The following is a 20,451-nucleotide window of genomic DNA, read 5'->3' on the forward strand; positions in this document are numbered from 1 at the left end:
CCTGATCGACGCCCGGCATCGCCGAAATTCGGTTTTTGCCGGGCGTCTTTTCGTGGCCCGGGAGGGATGGATGTCAACGATCGACGCGGCGCCCGAGGTGGGTGCCGCCGAGCCGGCCGCCGAGCCGGTGCCGTTTGCCTGGCGCGGCGTGCTCGCCGTGTCCGTGGGCTTCGCCATTGTGCTCGGCGTGCCCGCGGCGCGCATCAACTACTTCGGCGATGAGCTGTACTTCGTGGCGGCCGGCCGGCGGCTGGCGTGGGCCTATCCGGATCAGGGGCCGCTGGCGCCGTTCGTCGCGCACATCATGGATGTGATCGCGCCGGGTTCGGTGCTGGCGCTGCGGATTCCTGCGCTGTTGCTGATGGCGGCCGCCGCGGTGGTCGCGGCTGCTACCGCGCGCGAACTGGGGGCGGGGGCGCGGTATCAGGTGCTCGCCGCAGCGGCCTACGCGGTCTCGCCGCTCGCGTTCAATCAGATGCAGCTGATCACGCTGACCTTCGACATTCCCCTGCAGGCGGCGATCGTCTGGCTGCTGATTCGCTGGGTGCGGACCCGGCAGGACCGACTGCTGATCGTCGCGGGCGTGCTCGCGGCGGTGGCGTTCCAGGCCAAATGGATGATGCCGGGTGTGTGGGCGCTGCTGGGTCTCGGCGTGCTGATCGCCGGACCGCGCGAGTTGCTGCGCCGCCCGGCGCTGTACGTCGGCACGCTGATCCTCGCGGTCTCGATGATTCCCGGCATCGTGTGGCAGGTGCAGCACGGCTGGGTGGAATCGCAGATGACCGAGATCATCGCCCAGGAGCAGTACGCCGCCCACACCGGACCGCTGATCTGCGCGGTGGAGATCGCCCTCCAGTGCGGCCTGCTCGGCGGCCTGCTGAGCATCCTGGGCCTGTGGGGCCTGGTGCGGCTGGAGTCGTTGCGGCCCTACCGTTTCGCCCTGATAGCGGGCATGGGACTGCTGGTGATCGTCCTGGTCGAGAACGGCCGCTCCTACTATGTCGCGGGCTTCTGGCCTGCACTGATCGGTGCGGGCGCGTTCACGCTGAGCACGGTCGAGGCGCGGCGTCAGGTGCGCAAGGTGGTGAACGCCGTGGCGGTGGTGTCGGCCGTCCTGTTCACGGCGTGGATGTGCACGATCCCGGTGCCGTACAGCTGGGCGTGGGCCCGGGACTTCACCGGGATCGATCGCCCGATCACCGACCAGGCCCAGTACTGGCAGCGCGAGTCGCTGACCGGCCCGGCCGGCTACAAAACGTTCACCAAGGTGGTCGCCGACGCGGTGGCCGGACTGCCCGAATCCGAGCGCCGCGACACCGCAGTGGTGGCGACAGCGTACGTCCAGGCCAGCGCGCTGGAGGAATTCGGCCGCCCGTACAACCTGCCGCCGGTGTACAGCCCCAACCGCGGCTTCGGCTACTTCGGCCCGCCGCCGGACTCGGCCCGCACCATCGTCTACCTCGCCGTGGACGGCGTGGGCGACAAGGAGTTCCTCTCCAAGTTCGCCTCCACCACCCAGGTCACCCGCCTCGACGACCCCAACGGCCTCCCCGGCCTGGAACGCCTGGTCACCGTCTACGTCTGCCACGACCCCCTGCAGCCCTGGTCCCAGGTTTGGCCGAGCCTGATGACCCTCACCTTCCCCAACGGAATCTGAGCCACTCGAGCCGGTGTGCGGCCGCGGCGTCACCCGCCGCGGCCGTACTCGTTTCGCTCGAGGACGGCTTGCGGCGGTGATTCCTCGGCGGCGGGGTGGGGTCAGAGGGACATCTTGCCGTTGTCGACGGTGTAGATGGCGCCGTGGACCGCGGAGGCTTCCTCGGAGCAGAGGAAGGTGATGACGTTGGACACCTGGGCCGGGTCCATGAGGCCGCGGGCGGACGCGGTTTTCATGATGAGGGTGTAGTCGGGGTCCGCCGGGAAGGTGAAGTTCTCCAGGAGGGGCGTGGTCATGCCGCCCGGGCAGACGGCGTTGATCCGGATTGCGCTGCTGTCGAATTCGAGGGCCATGGCCCGGGTGAGGCCGATGAGGCCGTGTTTGGCGGCACAGTAGCCGGCCGAGTAGGCCTGGCCCTCGAGGCCCGCGATCGAGGCGACGTTGACGATGCAGCCGCCGCGCTCGAGCAGCTGCGGGAGCGCGGCGCGGGAGAGGAAGAACGGCGCACTCAGGTTGACGGCCAGGTCGTACTGCCACTCCTCGTCACTGACCTCAGCGGTATGCCGCATGGCGTGCGCCCCTGCCGCATTGACCAGAATGTCGATCCCGCCGAACCGTTCCACACACGCCCGCACCACCTCCGCGGACGCGCCCGGATCAGTGAGATCCGCTGCCAGCCAGGCCGTTTCACCTCCGTCGAGCGCCGCCTTCAACCGTTCCTCGTCGCGCCCCACACCGAACACCCGGGCTCCGCCGTCACGCAGCGACTGCGCCACGGCCCGCCCCAATCCGGAGGATGCCCCCGTCACCACCGCGACCCGGCCCTCGAACCGCCCGGCACCATTGCCCGCCATACCGTCTCCATTCCATCCCCGGGCAGCCACGAAACCGCCACCCGCTCGAGCGGCCTCCAACGTAGCTCAGCCGGTAGCGATGACCGACAGCCTCATCGGGCCCTGTCGAAGACGAATAGGTCGCACCCGCCGAAGGGCACCGGCCGGCGGTCCGGTTCGAAGGCGATCTCGCGTAGCCCGCCCGCTCGCGCCGCGGTCCGGACGTCGTCGCGGGACAGCACGCGCCGTACCTGGAGGGCGATACCGGCCGCCATGCCGGAATCCACGAAGCCGACCAGCCGGGAGAGCTGAAAGGCCAAGCGGCCGAAGAGGAATCCGCGCACCAGCAGCGACGCGCGGCCCAGCCGGCCGCCGGAGGTGGACTGGAGCACGATCACGCGCGCCGCTACTCGGGCCGTCTCACCGAGCACGGCCGCGGGATCGGCGGGGAACTGCAGGACGTGCAGGACCAGCGCTGTCTCGAAGGCATCACTGGGAAACGGCAGCACGCCGTCCGCGCACAGCACCGGCCCGTGCCCCACGACATGCATGTCCACGACATCGGTTTCGATCACGTCGAGCCCGGTGATCTTGCGCAGGAGGTCTGCATTGTGCCCGGTCCCGGAGCCGACATCGAGCACCCGTCCGGCCGCAGGCAGGTACGGTGCGATCCGCTCGGCGATGCGCGCCGCCCGCTCCTCCGCCGCCCGTTCGAGCCGGGCCTTCACGCGACTCGCTCCGCCGTGAGCAGCTCCCGCACCGGCGCGGGCCGTCTCCCCCGCACGTCCCCGGCCCGCGCCCACCCGACTCGGTATCGAAAGCCGAGTTCCGCCAGCAGCTTCGGATCGTGGAACAGCTCGGTCGCCTCGAAGCCCACAGTTGGTCTCCTCCCCACCCGGCGAACATAGCATCGCCCCCGGACGGCCCTGGGCAGCCGCGCACGACGGGCCGCCTGGCCTGGAGGTGGTCGGTTCGGCACAGTGCGATCGGACCGAGGGCGGCGGGTTGGGCCGGTGCGGGCGAGGTCATTCCGGGTCGCCGGCGAGTGCAATCCGGAGGAAGGAGACCAGTTGGTTGCGAACGCGGTCCTGGGTGAGCCCGTCGGATCCGGCGCGTAGGGCCGACAGCAGCGCCGAGACCAGGATCGAGAGCAGGACCTCCCCCGCGATCTCCGGATCGAGCGACGGGTCCAGGTACCCGTGGGCGATCCCGCGCTGAACGACCTCCACCGATTGCGCCCCATAGGCGCGGGCATGGCGCAGGCAGCGGTCCAGGACTCGATCGTCGATCGAAGAGGCCTCCAGCAGAAAGAAATTCACCAGCCCAGGTTCGGTCTCGACCAGGTCGTAGCAGCGGTCGACGACGCGGGCGTAGCGCGCGCAGAAGGCGTCGAGGGTGGCGGGGATGTCGTCCCCCTCGGGCCCCAGCAGGCGGGCGCGGATGAGAGTGAAGCAGTGGTCGATGACGGCGTCGAGGATGTCGCGCTTGTTGGCGAAGTAGTTGTAGAAGGTGCCGTGGCTGACCCCGGCGGCCGTGGCGATGTCGTCCACGCCGATGCCGCGGAAGCCGCGCATAACCACCAATTCGTAGGCCGCGCCGACCAATTCGGCCCGGCGCTGCGCGGCGCGCGGGTGGTGGGCGCGCTCTGCCCGGCCGGCTGTCACGGCGGGGCGCTCCGGGGGCGCAGGGTCTTGTCGAGGACGTCGAACACCGCGGTCATGCTGCGCTCGCGGATGCCCGGATTGCCCGCGCCCAGCAGTTCCCGCATGATCCACGGCCCGACCATGGTGAGGATGGTGTGCCCCAGCACGTCCGGGTCGATATCGGGACGAATCCACCCTTCCTCCCTGCCGCGTGTCAGTTCCCCGGCGATGAGCGAGGCGGTCAGCGCCTCCAGCCCGAGCAGCCGGTGCGCCAGCTCCGGATCGATGGCCCCGGCCTCCACCACCAGCAGCCGCAGCATCTGTGGTTCCCGTTCGAGCAGATCCCAGAGCCGGTCCAGGGCCGCCCGCACCGCCGCCACCAGCTCGCCGACCTCGCCGGCGGCGCCCAGGACGGTGTCTAGTTCCATGGCGTCGGTCACCTTCTCGACGCCGAGATCGATGACGTGGTCCAGGATTTCGCGCTTACTGCCGAAGTAGCGGTAGACAGTGCCCTGCCCGATGCCGGCGCGGGCGGCGACCTCGGAGATGGCGGTGGCCTCGTAGCCGTCGGCGGTGAAGACCTCGAAGGCGGCCTCGACGATCTGCCGGCGGCGCCGCGACGGGAGTTCGGGCTGCGGCGGCCGCCCGATGTGTCGCGCGGCTATTTCGCGGCCCCGCCCTTCTGGCCGAGGTCCTTGGGGCCGTAATCGGTGACCAGCCAGTCGCCACCGCTCTTGGCCACGGTCAGCACCAGCAGGTTCGGCACGGTCGCCGGGTCGGTCTGCTGTACGTTCTGGGTCTTCTGGGTGGCGTAGACGGTGACGGTGTACTGGTCGTTACCCCTGGCCTCCACCGAACTGCCGACCACGTCGCCGGTCGCCACCACCTGGGCGTCGGTCATGATCTTCGCCAAGGTGTCGTGAACCTGGGTGTACCTGTCGCGCAGCGCATCCGAGGTGCCGCGCTCCACGCCGTCGAAGAAGGCGGGCAGGTTGCGGTAGTCGTAGGTCAGCGAGCGCAGGGTGTAGTCCTTGGCCACCTGCGCGGCGCGGTCGCGATCGGCCTGGCCGTTCTTCAGCGCGTGGTAGTCGCCGGACGAGTTGTGCCAGAGCACGCCGAGGACCACGGCCACCACCGCGAGCACGGCGGCGGCGACGGTGACCACCGGGTAGGCGCGTTCGCCGAAACTCTTGGCGGGCACGGCTTTCGATGGCTCCGGGACCGGAATCGAAATCGGTTCCACCTCGCCGGTCTGCTCGGGTGTGCCGGTCTGCTCGGTCTCGCCGGTCTGCTCGGTCTCGTCGTTGTGCGCGGTGTTCTCGTTCTCACTCACGAATTGCCTTCTCTCTACCGAGGAATGTCGATGGCCACATGGGCGGCGCCGTCGCCGGGGAACACCGTGGACAGCAGGTCCACGATCGAGCCGGCGGCGACGCGCAGCGGTTTGATCGCGCTGGTCGCGGGTTTCAGGACGGTGGCGAGATGACTCAGGTCGGGCCCGATCAGCTGCAGATAGTCATTGATCTTGGTGACCAGCGGCCCGATCGGATCGTCATAGATCTTCTCGCCGATGTAGGAGTAGTTCTGGAAGGCGGCGATAATGTGCAGCAGCTCCGGCAGCGCGGTGTCGATGTCCCCGGCCGCCGCACTCAGGGTGGGGGCGCGCCCGTCGAATTTGTCACCGAGGTTCTGGACGTTCGCGTACAGCCGTGCGATGGCATCGCGCTTGTCCCGCAACAGGTTCGCGGTGCCGGCCAGCGCCTTGGTCAGGTTGGCGACATCGGCGTCGCGGCCCTCGAATCCGGATGCCACCGTGGTGGCCAGGCTCTGCAGCTTGGCCGGATCCAGTTGCGCGGTCAGCGCGTCCAGCTTGGCGAGCGCGTCACCGACCGTGGTAGCGATCTCGACCTGCCGGTTCGGCACCACGCTGCCGTCGTGCAGGAACGGCCCCTGGGTGCCGCTCGGCCGGAAGTCGAGGAACTGTTCCCCCGCCGCCGACAGGTTGGCGATCTGCACCACGCTGTCCACGGGAATCCGGTATTTCGAGTCGTATTCGAGGGTGACGGCCAGTCCACGCCCGGTGGCCCCGATATCACGGACCTTGCCGATGGGCAGGCCGCGCAGCGTCACCTCGGAGGTCTTCATCAAGCCGCCGGAACTGTCCAGCAGCACGGTGACGGTGTTGTTCTGGCGGCGCGGGTCCAGATTCAGCACGCCGACGGCCATGTAGCTGCCGCAGACCAGGGTGAGCACCAGCAGCATGACCAGCGAAACCGGCCCGGAGAGTGAGAGTTTCATCTAGGGCACCATCCCGATCGAGCGCAGTGTGGTGATCAGCTGGTCGGCCTGCGCATCGGCGGACACCTGCTGCACCTTCACGTCCGGGGCGCTGAGGAAGGGAATGATCTTCTCCTTCAGCAGGGTATGGAAGGTGTCGAGGTCGGCCGCCAGGGTCAGGTCGGCGTATCCGGCCGTGACCGCGGTAGGCGCGAGGACCGACACGATCGACCGGAAATCGCCGACGTGCGGCAGCAGCAGGTCGCCGGCGTTCTTGGCCAGCGGGCCGCCGCTGATGATCAGGTTGACCACCGCCAGCAGCACATCCGACAGACCGGCGGCCCGGTCGGGCCCGAGCGTGAGGATCTGATCCACCGCGCCGCGACCGGATTCCAGCTTGGCGGTGATCTGCTGAGCCGAGGTGAGGATGCGATTCAGATCGTCGGTGTGCGAGGCGATGTCGTGCAGCGCCGCGCGGCCCGCCGCATTGATCCGGTCCAGCTCGGCCGGATCCGACGGGAACGCCGCGTTCACGTCGGTGACCAGCTTCTGGATATCGGACCAGCGTCCACCGGTGATGATGTTGGATAGTGCCCGCAGAATGTCCTCCACATTCGTGGCGGGAATCGTCTGCGACATCGGGATCACATCACCGTTGGCGAGGAACGTGGTGTCCGCGTGCTGGGGCGCTTCCAGCGCGATGTGGATATCGCCCAGAATCGTGGACTGCCGCAATTCCGCGGTCGTGTTCTTCGGCAGTTTGGCGTCGGTGTGTAGTTTCACCGTCGCCACCGCGGTCGTACCGATCAGATCGATGTGGTCGAGCATGCCGACCTCGACACCGTCGGCGATCACCTTGGCGCGGTCCGGCAGGTTCAGCACCGAGCCGAATTCGATTCGGACGGTGTAGGTGTCGCCGGAGGGATAGGTGCCCGGAATCGGGATGTCGGTGGCTTTCACCCCGCAGCCGGTCAGGACGAGCGTGGCCGCCATGATGACCGGCGCCAGCCGGATCGCGGTGTGTCTCAGAACCGGTGCGCGCCTCATTTCGCACCCACCTGCGGGAGCTGGGCCGCCAGTGGCGGCAGGGCGGCCAGCAGCGAATTGATGTCGCCCTCGTGCTGCTGGACGAAGGTGTGTGCCTGCGGCAGTACCGTATCCAGCAGCCCGTAGATCTGCTGATCGTATTTGCCCACATTGCGGGCGATCACCGGCAGGAATTCCACCGCGATATCCACCGCGCCGGAGAATTCGGCCGAGAACTGCCCGATCAGCTGGAGCCCGGCGCGCAGATTGTTCAGCACCTCGGCCATATCCGGCCAGTTGGTCACGAACATGGTGGTGAGCTGGTCCAGATTGTCGACCAGCCGCCGGAAGACGGCATCCTTCTGGGTGGGATCGCCGATCACCGCGGACAGCCGCTGCAGCAATTGATTCCACTGCCGCCCGGTGCCGTCGATGGCATTGTTCGCCGCGGTGAGGGTGTCGTCGAGCAGCGTGTCGGGTTTGCCGCCGGTGCTGCCGCCTCCGGTCAGATCACCGGCCAGTTTGCCCATGGCGTCGAGCGCCTCGCTGATGCCGATCGGCGTCCTGGTCCGCTCCAGCGGAATGCATTGCGAGGTGTCGAATCGGGTGCCGCCGGTGTACGGCTTGGTGAGTTCCACATGCCGGTCCGTCACAATGGAACTCGACATGGTGACGGCCTGGATATCGGCCGGGAGTTTCACCGAATCCTCGACGCTCATGGTGACCCGCATGCGGTCGCCCAAGACCTCGATCTTGGAGACGGTGCCGACCTCGACACCGAGCATGGTCACACTGTTGCCCTGATACAGGCCGACGGTATCGGTGAATTCCGCGCATACGCTCTGTCTCGGATCGCGTTTCGAGTTCGCCCACGACACCCCGGTCACCCCGGCGGCCACGACCGCGACGGCGACCCCGGCGGCGAGTGCTGCTCTGCCCCATTTCATTCAGCACGCCTTGCCTTCGTAGGGAATGCACAGCTGGACTCCGGCGGCCGGCTGATCCACTTTCAGCTGAGTGCCCAGCATCCCGTTGAGCCGGTTGATGACATCGCGCATCCCGTTGATGACGGTGTCGATCCGATCCGGGTCCGCGGTCACCTTGGAGACCAGCTGCTCGAATTGCGTCACGGACGGCTCGATGCTGTCGCCGTAGGCCATGATCGGCCGGTGCAGGATGACCAGCAGCCTTTTGAGCAGGTTGAACATGCCCACGATGTCGTCCTTGCGATTGCCCAGCTGGTCGGCGACGGCGCCCAGCTGTTTCACGAAATCCGCGAGCAGCGCCTTGTCGTCGGCGATGGCGGCGATGTACTCGTCGGAGACGTTCAGCGCGCTGTTCAGCTGGTCGGTGCGCTCGGCGAGCAGCCCGGTCAGTTCGTCGGCATTGCCGATGACCCCGCGCAGCGCGTCGGGCTGTTGCGCCAGCGCCGAATTCAGCTGCCCGATGGTGCCGCGCATGGTGGCGGCGTCGACCTTGCCGAAGATCGGGGTGCCCTTGTCGAGGATGTCGCTCAGCTCGAACGGGGTGGCGGTCCGCTCCGGCGGAATGTGCTTCGCGGCGAGTTCCTTGTCCCCGGCCGGGGACAGCGCCAGGTAGTGGCCGCCGATCGGGGTCAGCATCTTGACCTCGACCGCGGACCGATCCCCCACACGCACAGCGTGATTCACCGTGAAGCTGACCTCGACGTGGTCGCCGACGAGGTCCACCGCGCGGATCTTGCCGACATTGATGCCGGCGACTCGCACCTCGTCACCCGAGCGCGCACCACCGGAGATCTTGAAGTCGGCCACGTAGGTGCGCTGCCCGAACGGGATCACATACAGCGCCCCGGCGATGGCGAGCGCGATCACGCATACCACGACACCGGCCATCCCCCAGCGCAATTGGGTGTTCTCGTCCCCGCGACCGGTGAGCACGTCCCGAATCAGCTCACCCGCATAGGCGATCAGTGCTCTCATCAGTTGCACACCACCAGTTTCTGGTTGGATAGGATGACGCCGACCACGGCCGGGAGCGCGGCTTCACCGTGCGAGCAGGTGATGCGCGGCTGGTACCCCTGACCCGGCACCGACTGATTGAGCCCGGTCACCAATTGCGGTGTGAGGGCCAGGATTCGGGTGAGCTGATCGGTCTGCGGCACCAGCCGCCGCAGCAGCCCGTCGACCGGGCCGTAGGCGGTGTCGTAGGCGGCGCGGCCCTCCTCCAGGATCGGAATCATCGGCCCCAATACGCCTTTCGCGGTGTCGACCGCGCTCAGCATGGTCTGGGTCTTGGCCGTGAACTGGTGCAGGATGCCCGAGAGTTGCTGCACCAGATCACCGACCGCCTTGGATTTGCCGCCGAGGGAATCGGCGACCACACCCAGATTCCGGATGAGCAGCACGATCACGGCCTCGCTGTTGCGGGCGTGCTCGGTGAGCGTGTCCAGATCCGCCAGTACCGGCCCGATGCCCGAGCCGTCGCCCTGGATGACCCGCAGCAGGTTGGTTCCGAACTGGTTGAGCTGCGCCGGATCCAAGGTGTCGAACATCGGCTTGAAGCCGTTGAACAGCTTGGACACATCGAAGCTCGGGATCGTCCGCTCCACCGGAATCGTGGCTCCGGCAGCGAGTTTCACGCCAGGCTGCCCCTCGGTGAGCAATTCGACGTACCGCTGTCCGATGAGGTTCTGGTAGCGCACCGCGGCCTTGGTGTTGTCGTACACCGGGCGCGTCCGATCCACCGTGAAATGCACTCGCGCCCGAGTGCCGTCCAGCGACACCGACTCCACCTTGCCGACGGCGACGCCGGACATGCGCACCGAGTCGCCGGCGAAAAGCCCGGAGACATCGGTGAACACGGCATCGTAGGTGACCTTGTCCCCGGGAATCGGAGTGCGCAGCGCCGTCACGATGAAGGTGGTGCAGGCGGCCACGATCACCAGGAAGACGATGAGCTTGAGGGCGGATTTGGTGGTGTCGCTCACTTTGCCCCTCCCGCCAGCGAATCGGCCAGGTACGGCATGGTTTTCGCGATCAGCTCGAGTTGCAGCCGGACCCGGCCGTCCACCACCGGGAAGGCGCCGTCCATGGCCTGCAGCAGATTCGACACTCGGTTGTAGGCCGGGGCCACCGACCCCACCGACACGCTGATCGGCACCGCCAGGTCCAGAATGCTGTCGAGGATCTTCTCCAGATCCGGGTTGTTCTGCTGCAGCAGGTTCGAAAGCCCCACCAGCACGGCGTCGTTCACGCCATTGGTGGATTTGTTGGTGCGCGCCCGGTTCTCCGGATCGCCGAAGTAGGCGCTCTGCTCGAGCACGGCCAGGATGGCGTGCCCGGCCGAGGGGGTCAGGTCCCGGAACGCCCCGGTCATGTCCCCGCCGATGCGCAGGTAGTGGGCCAGGGTGCTCTGCTGCCCGTCGGCCAGCAGCTTCGCGGTCGCGAAGAACGACTGCAGTATCGGGCCCATGCTCGAGGCATTGTCGAGCAGCAGGTCGAACAGCCGGTGCACCGCCGCCGAATCCAGCACCTGGGTCAGGCGCGCGGCGCGCCGGAAGACCCCGGCCACGGTGGCATTGGTGGCGTTCGTCCCGATCTGGAGCACCGTATGCTCACGCAGCTTCCTGCCGTCGGTGCCCGGCACCAATTCGATTGCGCTGGACCCGAACACGTTCGAGGAGGTGAAGCGTGCGCTGACGTCGTCGGTGAGGGCGCCGGCCTGGCGGCGCTCGATCGCGAGATCGATGCGCTGATGCCCGTAGCCGACGGTCTCGACCTTCTCGACGGTGCCGATGGCGTAGCCGCGGAACTTCACCTCCGCGCCCGGGGCCAGGCCCTCACCCAGCGTCGCGGCATCGACGGTGACCTCGAACCGGTCCGAGAAGCCGCCCCGTGCATAGGAACTCACGACAATCGTCACAGTGACGAGCACGATGGCGACCGCCAGGCCGCGCGCCCGCAACATCCAGGGACCGGCGCTGCGGCCGGAATAGTCCTTGAACACGGCCATGTTTCACCCCGAGATCCGGATGCCGACATCCAGGCCCCAGATCACGATCGTGAGGATCATGTCCAGGATGACCACCAGCACCAGGCTGGCCCGAATCGCGCGGCCCGAGGCCCGGCCCACGCCCTCCGGGCCGCCCGAGGCGTAGAAGCCCTGGTAGCCGTGGATGAGAATGATGACGACCACGAAGATCGTCGCCTTGACCAGCGAGGCCAGTACATCGCCGGGCTGCAGGAAGGCGTCGAAATAGTGGTAGTAGGTGCCCGAGGACTGCCCGTGCAGCACGTTCACCACGGTCGCGCACGACAGGTACGACAGGATCAGTGTGAGCAGGTGCAGCGGCACGATGGTGATCACGCCCGCGATCACGCGGGTGGTCACCACGAAGGGCATGGGCCGGATGCCGATGGCCTCCAGCGCGTCGATCTCCTCGGAGATACGCATGGCCCCGATCTCGGCCGTCATGCGGCAACCCGCCTGGGCCGCAAAGCCGATGGCTGCCACCATGGGCGCCATCTCGCGGGTATTGGCGTAGGCCGAGACGAACCCGGTGAGCGGGCCCATGCCGACCATGTTCAGCGCGGTGAAACCCTCCACGCCGATGGAGCCGCCGACCGCGATGCCCAGGAACGCCAGCACCGCGACGGTGCCGCCGCCGACGATGATCGCCCCGGAGCCCCAGGTGATATCGGAGAGGATGAGCATGGTCTGGCGCCGGTAGATCCGCAGCGTGTGCGGGATGGCGGCGAGCACCTCGTAAACGAAAGTCGCCTGGTGGCCCAGGGATTCGAAGACGGACACGGGCGCCTGCGCGGTCGCGCCGATGACCCGGCCCGCCGTCCCGAGCGGCGCGTATCTGGCTGGTACCTGCGTCATCAGCCCACCTGCGTCGGGATGAACATCGAAACCAGCTGGGTGATCACCAGATTCACGCCGAAGGCGGCGATCACGCCGATCACCACCGCGGCGTTCACGGCATTGGCCACCCCGCGCGGGCCGGCCGTGGCCTCGAGTCCGCGCTGGCAGGACACCACCAGCACGATCACCCCGAAGACGATCGACTTCGCGATGGCCACCCACAGGTCGGTCAGCTTGGCGAAGGCCGCGAACGCGGACAGGTAGGAGCCGGGCGTCACGCCCTGGAAGCCGACCGCGATCACATAGCCGGTGAACACGCCCATGAAGATGATCAGCATGCACAGCAGCGGCGTGAGCGCGATCATGGCCGCCAGCCGCGGCGCGACCAGCCGGCGCACCGGGTCGATTCCCATGACGCGCAAGGCATCCACTTCGTCGCGAATGGTGCGCGCACCCAGATCCGAGGCGATGGCCGACCCGGCCGCGCCGCCCAGCAGCAGCGCGGTCACCATGGGCGCGCCCTGCCTGATCACGCCCAGCCCGCCGGCCGCGCCGGACACCGAACTCGCGCCCACCTGCTGGGTCAGGCTCCCCACCTGCACCGCCACGATGACGCCGAACGGAACCGACACCAGCACAGCGGGAATCGCGGTCACGCTGACGATGAACCAGCCCTGCTGTAGCGTGTCACGCCACGGATGGCGCAGTGTGACGATGTCGACGACCAGGAATCGGAACGCCGCGATCGCCAGCTGAATGGTGCGTCCGAATGTCCGCAACCCCGAGAGAACGAATTCGATTGCCTGCCGTACCAACGGTTCCGGCCCCCGAACAGCTTTGTCGACCAATGTTCACCACCCCACAGCCCCACTGTTGGTCGATGCCGACCGATCCCTCTGCTGACCGGTTCGAACTGACCGAGACAGTAATACAGATTTCGGACTGACGTGTCAGTCTTCACGGAAATATTCGCGGGCTTGACAGGGGCCCACCGGCCGGGGAATGATGCGCGCGCCGCGCGAATAGCGTGCCCTACCAGCATATTTCAGCAATGAGTCGGCAAATCCGAAATGCCGCTGAACCATTCGACTGGTCCAGCGGCATTCGGATTTTGCGGGCGGTTAGCTCAACTGCGGGCGCATGCCCTCACGACTGTCCGGACAGTTCGACCGCCTCGGCCAGCGGCCGGGATTCGTCCATGCAGACACCGGGATCCAGCACCGCGCCCCGGCCGATCAGTTCCTTTGCCGCCCGGAACTCCGCCGGACGGGCAATGGCCACCGCACCGGTCGCGCGGCCCGCGCGCAGCGCGAGCACCGTAGCGTCCCCGGCCTCGACCCGACCCCGCACCACCAGCTCGTCACCGGCGCGGATTACGCCCGCGAACTGCACGTTCCGGCCATATTGCATCGACCAGCCCCAGGGGACCTGGGCGGCCGCGGCGGGCAATCCGAGCATCGATCGGGCCGCCGCGGCACCCTGGGACTGGGCGCTGTTCCAATGCTCCTCGCGCCGATACCCACCCGACACGGGATCGAATCGGGTCACCGCGTCACCGGCCGCGTAGACCCCGGGCGCGGACGTCCGATAGTGCTCGTCCACCCGGATTCCGTCACCCACCGCCAGTCCGGCAGCCTCGGCGAGCCGAGTGTCCGGGACAGATCCGATCGCAACCAGCATCGCGGCCGCCGTCCAGGTGCTGTCATCATCGGCCACGGCGACCACCGCCGCACCGTCCTGTGCGAGATGCGTCAACCGGACGTCGGTGTGGATCGCAACCCCGTTGTCCGCGTGCAGCTTCCGGAGGTAATCGCCGATCGCCGCTGGCGCGACGCGCTCCAGCGGCACGGCCGCCGCGTCCAGCACCGTGACCTCCGCACCGAGCCCCCGTGCGGTTGCCGCGACTTCGCACCCGATCAGCCCGGCCCCGATGATCAGCAGCGACCCACCCTGCGCAATCACCTCCCGCAAGACCTCCGCATCCGCCCGGCCGCGCAGCGTGTGGATCCGCTCGCCCGTGCTGGGACGCCGTCCCCCGATCTCGGCACCCCTGCGGCCGAGATCGGGGCGGACCGGCGTGGCAGCCATCGACAATGCGCGCGGCCGGGCTCCGGTGGCCAGCAGGAGGGTGTCGTAGCCGATCGCCGTGCCGTCGGCCAGCCACACCAGCGCCGGGCCCGGGTCGATGGATTCGACCGTGGTGCCGGGGCGCAGGTCGATCTGGTGGGTGTGCCAGAAGTCCGCGGGCTGCACCAGGGTTCGGCGGTCCTCGACGGTGCCGGCGAGGAGTTCCTTCGAAACCATGGGGCGGCGGTACGGGTGGCCGGGTTCCGCACCGAGCAGCACGATCTCGCCGGTGTAGCCCTCGGTGCGCAGGGTGCGGGCGGCGGTGGCGCCCGCGATGCCCGCGCCCACGATGACGATGCGGCCGCTCACGCGCGGCTGACCTCGACCATCTCGAAATCGCTCTTGGCGGCGCCGCAATCCGGGCAGGACCAGTCGTCGGGGATGTCGTCCCAGCGGGTGCCGGCGGCGATCTCGTCCTCGGGCCAGCCCAGGGCCTCGTCGTATTCGAAGCCGCACTGCAGGCAGCGGAAGAGTTTGAAGTCGGTGCTCATGAGTGGTGTCCTGTCGAGGTGGAAGTGGGTTCGAAATCGACCTTTTCGCGCACCCCGCAGTCGGGGCAGCACCAGTCGTCGGGGACGGCGGACCAGGGGGTGCCGGCCGGGAAGCCTTCCCGCGGCGCACCTTTCGCCTCGTCGTAGACGTAATCGCAGACCGGGCAACGGTAGGACGACATCACGCCACCCCGTACTTCGCCAGCACGCGCACACGCTTGCGGGGCTGGATGTTCACCTTGGTGATGTCGCCCGAATAGTGCTCGAGCACCCGGTGATCCATCACCCGCCGCCACAGTGGCGGGAAGTAAGCCAGCGAGATCATGCTGGCGTAGCCGCTGGGCAGGTTCGGCGCGCCGTCCATACTGCGCAGCGTCTGATAGCGGCGGGTGGGGTTCGCGTGATGATCGCTGTGCCGCTGCAGGTGGTACAGGAAGATATTCGTGACGATGTGGTCGGAGTTCCAGCTGTGCTCCGGGGTACACCGCTCGTAGCGGCCGCTGGCGGTCTTCTGACGCATGAGGCCGTAGTGCTCGAGGTAGTTGACGGTCTCGAGCAGGGTGAAACCGTAGATCGCCTGGATCACCAGCCAGGGCAGCACCGCCGGGCCGAACACCGCGGCCAGCACGCCCCACAGCACCACCGACATCAGCCAGGCGTTGAGCACGTCGTTCCGAATCGTCCACGGGCGCTTGCCCAGTCGCTCCAGTCGCTTGGCCTCCAGCTCCCACGACGAGCGCAGGCTGCCCCACACGCTGCGCGGCAGGAAGGCCCAGAAGGTCTCGGCGAAGCGGGCACTGGCCGGATCCTCGGGCGTGGCCACCCGCACGTGATGGCCGCGGTTGTGCTCGATGTAGAAATGGCCGTAGAAGGTCTGGGCGAGCGTGATCTTCGACAGCCAGCGCTCCAATTCGTCCTTCTTGTGGCCGAGTTCGTGCGCGGTATTGATGCCGACGCCGCCCATGACACCCATGCTCAGCGCCAAGCCGATCTTGGAGACCACGCCGAGGCCGCCGTCGATGCCCAGCCAGGACAGGTCGCTCGCGGTCCACAGGTAACAGGCGACGGTCAGGCTCAGCAGCTGGAAGGGAATGTAGGTGTAGACGCAGTACCGGTAGTACTTGTCGTTCTCCAGGTACTCCATCACCTCGTCGGGCGGGTTCTGGCCGTCCGGGCCGAAGAAGCGGTCCAGCACCGGCAGCAACCCGTACACCAGCAGCGGGCCGATCCACCACCAGACCGGGGCGACGACCGACCAGCCGAGTTCGTTGAACGCCCACACCAGCACCATCGCCACGAACAGGGCGGTCGGGGGTACGAGACCGAACAACCACAGATACCGCTTGCGGTCACGCCACTGGGGGCGGGCCGAGGCCTCCGGCTCCCGGCTGCGTCCAACTCGAGAACGAGACGTCGTCATTGCCGTACTCCTTGCGTTTACACTTTCCGAAGAACTGTATTTATTAGATACACTGTGATCCAGTCTGTCAACGACGGGACGAAAGTTGAGCTCATGTACCATCGGGACGTGGTTGAAGCGCCGAACTTCCAGACAGAAATGCGGCAGTTGCTGCGTGAGCGGATCGTCGAGGCCGGGCGGCGCATCGTGATCACCGAGGGCTGGGGCGCGGTGAACATGTCGCGGCTGGCCAAGGAGGTCGGTGTGAGCCGGCCGGTGCTCTACAAGGAATTCGCCAACAAGCACGAGCTGGCCGAAGTGGTGGTCCAGCAGGAAGTCGACGAGTTCCTGGTCGGCATTGCCGAGAGCCTGGCCGCGCATCCGGCGGACGTGGCGGCCGGCATGACCCAGGCGGTCGATTTCACGCTGCGGACGGGCGCCGACAACACTTTGCTCAAGGCGGTGCTGGCCGGGCGGTCGGCGACCGACACCGCCCTGCTGCCGGTGCTGATGACCGAGACCGAACCGGTGCTGGGCCGCGCGATCACCGCGGTGTCGGCGGCCATCCGGGCCCAGTACGGGCTCACCGGGATGGACGACACCGAACTGACCTCGATCACAGAGGTGCTGGTCCGGCTCGCCCTGAGCCATCTGTTCCAGCCGACGGGCCCGATCGACCGGGCCGTCGGCCAGATCCATCGGGTGATCGTCGGCGCCTTCGGCTCGGCGCTGGAATAGGCTGCCGCACAGGCGGATCGGGCTATCTCGCCACGTCGATAGGGAATCAGGTCAGGCGCGCGGCGAGCCTGGTGGCGTTCATATGGGCGATGGCCTCGATGCTGACCATCGGGTTCACGCCGGAGGCGGTCGGGAAGCAGGAGCCGTCGGCCACCACGATATTCGGGACGTCCCAGGTGACACCGTCGGGATTGGTGGCCGAATCCGCGGGTGAGCCGCCCATGCGGGCCGAGCCCATGATGTGCAGTGCGCCCATCGAGCACCGGCCCGGCGCGTACCCGGCCGCGGCGGCCTGCGCGGCGAACTCCTCGTGCGTGCCGCTCGTGCGGGGCTCGTAGCCGACGCCGGCCTGATGGCCGGAGAAGATCCGCTCCGCCCCGGCCGCCTCCAGAATGCGTGCGGCATTGACGATTCCGGTGTGCATGTGGGCGGCGTCGCGGGCTGAGATGCGGTAGCGCACCACCGCCTCACCCCGGCGGTCGGTCTCGACCGAGCCGTGGTCGCGGTCGCGGGTGATCACGCCGACAGCGGCGGTATTGGCGAGTTTCAGCATGCGGTCGCGGTGGGTGGCCGCGCCGGTCCAGGCCTGGAAGCCCACCGACATGCCCGGGGTCATGGGCCCGGTCTCGTAGATGACCCCGTAGCCGTTCCCGTCGAGGTCACGATCTTGCTTGGAGTAGCGGGTCTGCATGCCGCCCTCCCAGGGGCGGATGTCCTCGTCGAAGACTCCGAAAACCGCTGTGGCCGGGTGCAATCGGAGGAAGTCGCCGATATTGCGGTTGCCCAGGCCGGAGCGGCGCAGCAGTGCGGGGGTCTGGATGGCCCCGGCGGCGACCACCACCGCGCGGGCTCGCACCCAGACCGAACGCCCCTCGGCCGTCACGGCTTCCACGCCGGTGGCGCTGCCATTGGCGACCACGATGCGCCGCACATCGGTGCCGACGAACAGGCGCGCGCCCGCCCCGGCCGCATCCGCCAGCCAGGTCTTGACCACCGACTGCTTCGCGCCGATCCGGCAGCCGAAACCGCAACGCCCGCATTCGATTCCGGCATCGCAGTGGGTGACATTGCGAGGCAGCGGCTCGACGTGCCAGTCCAGTTTGCGCAGGCCGCGCTCGAGAATCTCGTCGCGGTGCGAGGCGGGTGAGTGATCGAGGTTCACCCCGAGGCGCGACACCACGGCCTCGAGGGCGTCGGTGTACTCCTGCTCGGCGAACTGCCGTGCGCCCAGCCGGGCCCACTCCGCGCGGACATCGTCCGGGGTGCGGAAGGAGGTGGTCCAGTTGACCACCGTGCCGCCGCCCAGCGCGGTCCCCGCGACCAGCCCGAGCTGACCTTCCGCGGTGGCGGCCGGGCCGGGGGCGTACAGCTTCAGGAAGCCTTCCTTCTCCCCGATGCCGAAATCCGGATCGTCGTAGTACTCACCGCGTTCCAGCACCACCACCTCGAGCCCGGCCCGGGCCAGCACGGCCGCGGCGGTGCCGCCGCCCGCACCCGACCCGATGACGACCACATCGCACACGACGGTGGTGTCGGCATCCGGACGCTGCGGGCTGAGCCCCCACTGCGCGCCCTCGACCGGTCCGAAGGCGGGCGGAATGCCGATCCGATCCCACACCGGATTGATCCCGGTAGGCCCGGGCGTCAAGTAGTAGGAGGTGACCGCCGCCGCCTTCAATGCCTGGAACAGCGCCCGCTTCTGTTCGAGCCGCGAATTGGCCATCCCCAGCAGCCACCGCTCCCGGTTCTCGGCACTCAGCCGCGAGAACTTCCGCCAGCCCGCGCCGTTGAGCAACCCGAACAGCCGTGAATCCCATACGCGCATCAGCAGTTCGAACTGCCGCCGCTCCGCGTCCCGCGGATTGCGTCCGAGTAGTTCGGTGACGGTGTCGACCACTCCCAGCTCGGAGGCCGTCGGCAGGTCACCCCCGTCCCCCGGCGCGAAGCTGTCACACACCATTCCGAGTACGGCACGCCGCGCCGCGTCTGAAGCCATGCCGCCATCATGCGCCACACCCCCGCCGCTGTCCCGGCAAATGCGGCACACCGCCCTCACTTGTGTCGGCGGAATCCGGTTACCCTCGAATCGCCCCATCCGTCCGAACCGGTCAGGACCACGCATGACACTCGACCAGAACTGGGATCGTATCCGCGACACCGTATCCCGCGCCGGGCACTGCGCGATCGCCTCGGTGAATGCGGACGGTTCGCCGAACGTCACGCCGATCGGCACGGTCTTCCTGGGCGACACCGCGACCGGGTTCTATTTCGACCAGTACACCGAGGCGCTGGCTCGCAATCTGGACGCTGATTCCCGAGTGTGTGTGCTGGCCGTGGACAGCAGTCCGCTGTTCTGGTTCCGGTCCCTGCTGACGGCGCGCTTCCCGGCCCCGCCCGGGGTCCGCCTCTACGGCACGGTGGGCGCGAAGCGCCCCGCCACCGACGAGGAACTGCGGCGGGTGCGGAATCGGGTGCGAATTCCCGTGCGTCTCAAAGGCGGCAGGCTGCTGTGGTCGGATTTCAGCCACGTCCGGGACATCACCTTCACCGACTATCGACCGGTTCGGTACCCGCACATGATGTCTCACCTCTGGCGGTAACGGAGGCCGAGCCGGACCGCGGGGTTGGCACGATTCGACACTTCTCTGCAAGCGTCGGGCGTGCGAAAGTTGCTCGGCGAGCAGTGCGGCTACCGACTCCGTGAGGTGAGGGCATGATGATCGCGTTGTGGGTGGCGCTGCCTTACGCCGCCATTCTGTCGTGCGCGGCCGGGCATGTCTGGCGGTATCGACGCGACGGGTTCCGCGGGTATCTCGAAGGGCCGCACATCGATCGCGCGCAGCGGGCCGGGATCACGGCGGTGCGCGTCGGATTGCCGATCGTGTTCGTGGTGCGGGTGGTGGAAATGCTTGCGTCCGGACCGCATTCACGACCCGGCCATGGTATCCAGTTGGCGCTGGGGATCATTCAGATCGTGGCCGTGCCGGTGACCATCGCCGGGGTGGCGCTCATTCTGATTCCGCCGCTGATCTCCGCCGACGTCCGGCAGCGGGTCACCCCGCTGGACCGCATCACGCTGCCGCTGCTGGCGGCGGCCCTCATGTCGGCCGTGCTGGTGACCTTCGACGGCGGGTCCACCGACGGCCGATACCGCACCGCCGAAACGCTTTTCACCTGGGCACGCTCGCTGATCGCCCTGCATCCGGAACCGGCGGTCATGGACCACGCCCCGATCCTCTACCAGGCGCGCGGACTCATCGTGATGCTGATCATCGCGGTCTGGCCCTACACCCGCCTGGCCGGCATCCTCACCGTCCCCGTGGTGCGCGTCCTCCGCCAGGTGGCCGCCGCCCCCTATCGGTCCGCGCCGACGGTCTGACCATCCCGGCACCGCGATGTCCGGGAGGTTGCC

General features: G+C 67.9%; 23 protein-coding genes and 1 pseudogene. 4 read left to right on the forward strand and 20 right to left on the reverse strand.

The features are described from left to right. The first annotated feature begins 70 nt into the window (after positions 1–70). Positions 71–1,657 (forward strand): ArnT family glycosyltransferase, encoded by a 1,587-nt coding sequence (locus ACIRRA_RS36430; protein WP_402777794.1) that lies wholly within the window; start codon positions 71–73, stop codon positions 1,655–1,657. A 101-nt stretch (positions 1,658–1,758) separates the two neighbouring features. On the opposite strand, the gene ACIRRA_RS36435 is transcribed toward ACIRRA_RS36430, so the two are convergent. The 19 genes and pseudogenes from ACIRRA_RS36435 to ACIRRA_RS36525 all read right to left on the reverse strand — a co-directional run bounded on the left by ACIRRA_RS36435 (position 1,759) and on the right by ACIRRA_RS36525 (position 16,322). After that, on the reverse strand, positions 1,759–2,511 hold the full coding sequence (locus tag ACIRRA_RS36435; protein ID WP_402777796.1) for an SDR family NAD(P)-dependent oxidoreductase: 753 nt from the start codon (positions 2,509–2,511) through the stop codon (positions 1,759–1,761). Positions 2,512–2,603: 92 nt separating this feature from the next. Next, positions 2,604–3,218: a class I SAM-dependent methyltransferase gene (locus ACIRRA_RS36440; protein ID WP_402777799.1), complete on the reverse strand. Its 615-nt coding sequence runs from the start codon at positions 3,216–3,218 to the stop codon at positions 2,604–2,606. Then, positions 3,215–3,367 (reverse strand): hypothetical protein, encoded by a 153-nt coding sequence (locus tag ACIRRA_RS36445; protein WP_402777802.1) that lies wholly within the window; start codon positions 3,365–3,367, stop codon positions 3,215–3,217. The genes ACIRRA_RS36440 and ACIRRA_RS36445 overlap by 4 nt, the downstream gene beginning before the upstream one ends. Before the next feature lie 148 nt (positions 3,368–3,515). Then, on the reverse strand, positions 3,516–4,154 hold the full coding sequence (locus ACIRRA_RS36450) for a TetR/AcrR family transcriptional regulator (protein ID WP_402777804.1): 639 nt from the start codon (positions 4,152–4,154) through the stop codon (positions 3,516–3,518). Continuing rightward, complete coding sequence (locus ACIRRA_RS36455; RefSeq protein ID WP_402777807.1) at positions 4,151–4,561, reverse strand: hypothetical protein; 411 nt, start codon at positions 4,559–4,561, stop codon at positions 4,151–4,153. Before ACIRRA_RS36455 ends, ACIRRA_RS36450 begins: the two co-directional genes overlap by 4 nt. 48 nt (positions 4,562–4,609) lie before the next feature. Then, a pseudogene (locus ACIRRA_RS36460) lies at positions 4,610–4,855 on the reverse strand (helix-turn-helix domain-containing protein); the annotation flags it as partial. Then, positions 4,795–5,466, reverse strand: coding sequence for a hypothetical protein (locus tag ACIRRA_RS36465; protein WP_402777810.1), 672 nt, complete (start codon positions 5,464–5,466; stop codon positions 4,795–4,797). The gene ACIRRA_RS36465 and the pseudogene ACIRRA_RS36460, both read right to left, overlap by 61 nt. A gap of 14 nt (positions 5,467–5,480) precedes the next feature. Next, positions 5,481–6,431, reverse strand: coding sequence for an MlaD family protein (locus ACIRRA_RS36470; RefSeq protein WP_402777812.1), 951 nt, complete (start codon positions 6,429–6,431; stop codon positions 5,481–5,483). Next, entirely contained in the window at positions 6,432–7,457 is a 1,026-nt protein-coding gene (locus ACIRRA_RS36475; protein ID WP_402777815.1) for an MlaD family protein, read from the reverse strand. It lies immediately after the preceding gene. Then, positions 7,454–8,383 carry an MCE family protein gene (locus ACIRRA_RS36480; RefSeq protein ID WP_402777818.1) on the reverse strand — a complete coding sequence of 310 codons (930 nt, stop codon included), beginning with the start codon at positions 8,381–8,383 and terminating at the stop codon, positions 7,454–7,456. Before ACIRRA_RS36480 ends, ACIRRA_RS36475 begins: the two co-directional genes overlap by 4 nt. Further along, positions 8,384–9,397 carry an MlaD family protein gene (locus ACIRRA_RS36485; protein ID WP_402777821.1) on the reverse strand — a complete coding sequence of 338 codons (1,014 nt, stop codon included), beginning with the start codon at positions 9,395–9,397 and terminating at the stop codon, positions 8,384–8,386. Beyond that, complete coding sequence (locus ACIRRA_RS36490; protein ID WP_402777824.1) at positions 9,397–10,404, reverse strand: MCE family protein; 1,008 nt, start codon at positions 10,402–10,404, stop codon at positions 9,397–9,399. Before ACIRRA_RS36490 ends, ACIRRA_RS36485 begins: the two co-directional genes overlap by 1 nt. Next, positions 10,401–11,429, reverse strand: coding sequence for an MlaD family protein (locus ACIRRA_RS36495; protein WP_402777827.1), 1,029 nt, complete (start codon positions 11,427–11,429; stop codon positions 10,401–10,403). The genes ACIRRA_RS36490 and ACIRRA_RS36495 overlap by 4 nt, the downstream gene beginning before the upstream one ends. Positions 11,430–11,432: 3 nt before the next feature. Next, the gene (locus tag ACIRRA_RS36500) at positions 11,433–12,302 is read right to left on the reverse strand and encodes an MlaE family ABC transporter permease (protein ID WP_402777830.1); all 870 of its coding nucleotides are present in this window, start codon (positions 12,300–12,302) and stop codon (positions 11,433–11,435) included. Then, positions 12,302–13,132 carry an MlaE family ABC transporter permease gene (locus ACIRRA_RS36505; RefSeq protein WP_379384824.1) on the reverse strand — a complete coding sequence of 277 codons (831 nt, stop codon included), beginning with the start codon at positions 13,130–13,132 and terminating at the stop codon, positions 12,302–12,304. The genes ACIRRA_RS36500 and ACIRRA_RS36505 overlap by 1 nt, the downstream gene beginning before the upstream one ends. A gap of 298 nt (positions 13,133–13,430) precedes the next feature. Continuing rightward, entirely contained in the window at positions 13,431–14,720 is a 1,290-nt protein-coding gene (locus ACIRRA_RS36510) for an NAD(P)/FAD-dependent oxidoreductase (protein WP_402777835.1), read from the reverse strand. Then, entirely contained in the window at positions 14,717–14,902 is a 186-nt protein-coding gene (locus ACIRRA_RS36515) for a rubredoxin (protein ID WP_402777838.1), read from the reverse strand. Before ACIRRA_RS36515 ends, ACIRRA_RS36510 begins: the two co-directional genes overlap by 4 nt. Beyond that, positions 14,899–15,084, reverse strand: coding sequence for a rubredoxin (locus ACIRRA_RS36520; RefSeq protein ID WP_379384828.1), 186 nt, complete (start codon positions 15,082–15,084; stop codon positions 14,899–14,901). The genes ACIRRA_RS36515 and ACIRRA_RS36520 overlap by 4 nt, the downstream gene beginning before the upstream one ends. Then, positions 15,084–16,322 (reverse strand): alkane 1-monooxygenase, encoded by a 1,239-nt coding sequence (locus tag ACIRRA_RS36525; protein ID WP_402777842.1) that lies wholly within the window; start codon positions 16,320–16,322, stop codon positions 15,084–15,086. The genes ACIRRA_RS36520 and ACIRRA_RS36525 overlap by 1 nt, the downstream gene beginning before the upstream one ends. Positions 16,323–16,430: 108 nt before the next feature. On the opposite strand from ACIRRA_RS36525, the gene ACIRRA_RS36530 reads away from it, so the two are divergent. Further along, positions 16,431–17,039 (forward strand): TetR family transcriptional regulator, encoded by a 609-nt coding sequence (locus tag ACIRRA_RS36530; protein WP_402777845.1) that lies wholly within the window; start codon positions 16,431–16,433, stop codon positions 17,037–17,039. Positions 17,040–17,085: 46 nt separating this feature from the next. On the opposite strand, the gene ACIRRA_RS36535 is transcribed toward ACIRRA_RS36530, so the two are convergent. Then, on the reverse strand, positions 17,086–19,035 hold the full coding sequence (locus ACIRRA_RS36535) for a GMC family oxidoreductase (protein WP_402777848.1): 1,950 nt from the start codon (positions 19,033–19,035) through the stop codon (positions 17,086–17,088). Between the two features lie 124 nt (positions 19,036–19,159). Here ACIRRA_RS36535 and ACIRRA_RS36540 point away from each other — a divergent pair, with 124 nt between their 5' ends. Then, on the forward strand, positions 19,160–19,639 hold the full coding sequence (locus ACIRRA_RS36540) for a pyridoxamine 5'-phosphate oxidase family protein (protein ID WP_402777850.1): 480 nt from the start codon (positions 19,160–19,162) through the stop codon (positions 19,637–19,639). A 113-nt stretch (positions 19,640–19,752) separates the two neighbouring features. Continuing rightward, a complete protein-coding gene (locus tag ACIRRA_RS36545; protein WP_402777852.1) occupies positions 19,753–20,418 on the forward strand; it encodes a respiratory nitrate reductase subunit gamma in 666 nt (221 codons plus the stop codon). Positions 20,419–20,451: the final 33 nt, after the last annotated feature.

It is taken from the genome of Nocardia sp. NPDC101769 (assembly GCF_044766925.1).
In the GTDB taxonomy this organism is placed as follows: Bacteria; Actinomycetota; Actinomycetes; order Mycobacteriales; family Mycobacteriaceae; genus Nocardia.

Excerpts from the sequence above, each read along its gene's own strand:
- ACIRRA_RS36495 (WP_402777827.1), bottom strand. The coding sequence starts at position 11,429 with ATGGCCGTGTTCAAGGACTATTCCGGCCGCAGCGCCGGTCCCTGGATG.
- ACIRRA_RS36500 (WP_402777830.1), bottom strand. The coding sequence starts at position 12,302 with ATGACGCAGGTACCAGCCAGATACGCGCCGCTCGGGACGGCGGGCCGG.
- ACIRRA_RS36520 (WP_379384828.1), bottom strand. The coding sequence starts at position 15,084 with ATGTCGTCCTACCGTTGCCCGGTCTGCGATTACGTCTACGACGAGGCG.
- ACIRRA_RS36540 (WP_402777850.1), top strand. The coding sequence starts at position 19,160 with ATGACACTCGACCAGAACTGGGATCGTATCCGCGACACCGTATCCCGC.
- ACIRRA_RS36470 (WP_402777812.1), bottom strand. The coding sequence starts at position 6,431 with ATGAAACTCTCACTCTCCGGGCCGGTTTCGCTGGTCATGCTGCTGGTG.
- ACIRRA_RS36480 (WP_402777818.1), bottom strand. The coding sequence starts at position 8,383 with ATGAAATGGGGCAGAGCAGCACTCGCCGCCGGGGTCGCCGTCGCGGTC.
- ACIRRA_RS36545 (WP_402777852.1), top strand. The coding sequence starts at position 19,753 with ATGATGATCGCGTTGTGGGTGGCGCTGCCTTACGCCGCCATTCTGTCG.
- ACIRRA_RS36525 (WP_402777842.1), bottom strand. The coding sequence starts at position 16,322 with ATGACGACGTCTCGTTCTCGAGTTGGACGCAGCCGGGAGCCGGAGGCC.
- ACIRRA_RS36535 (WP_402777848.1), bottom strand. The coding sequence starts at position 19,035 with ATGGCTTCAGACGCGGCGCGGCGTGCCGTACTCGGAATGGTGTGTGAC.
- ACIRRA_RS36475 (WP_402777815.1), bottom strand. The coding sequence starts at position 7,457 with ATGAGGCGCGCACCGGTTCTGAGACACACCGCGATCCGGCTGGCGCCG.
- ACIRRA_RS36515 (WP_402777838.1), bottom strand. The coding sequence starts at position 14,902 with ATGAGCACCGACTTCAAACTCTTCCGCTGCCTGCAGTGCGGCTTCGAA.
- ACIRRA_RS36455 (WP_402777807.1), bottom strand. The coding sequence starts at position 4,561 with ATGGAACTAGACACCGTCCTGGGCGCCGCCGGCGAGGTCGGCGAGCTG.
- ACIRRA_RS36435 (WP_402777796.1), bottom strand. The coding sequence starts at position 2,511 with ATGGCGGGCAATGGTGCCGGGCGGTTCGAGGGCCGGGTCGCGGTGGTG.
- ACIRRA_RS36430 (WP_402777794.1), top strand. The coding sequence starts at position 71 with ATGTCAACGATCGACGCGGCGCCCGAGGTGGGTGCCGCCGAGCCGGCC.
- ACIRRA_RS36485 (WP_402777821.1), bottom strand. The coding sequence starts at position 9,397 with ATGAGAGCACTGATCGCCTATGCGGGTGAGCTGATTCGGGACGTGCTC.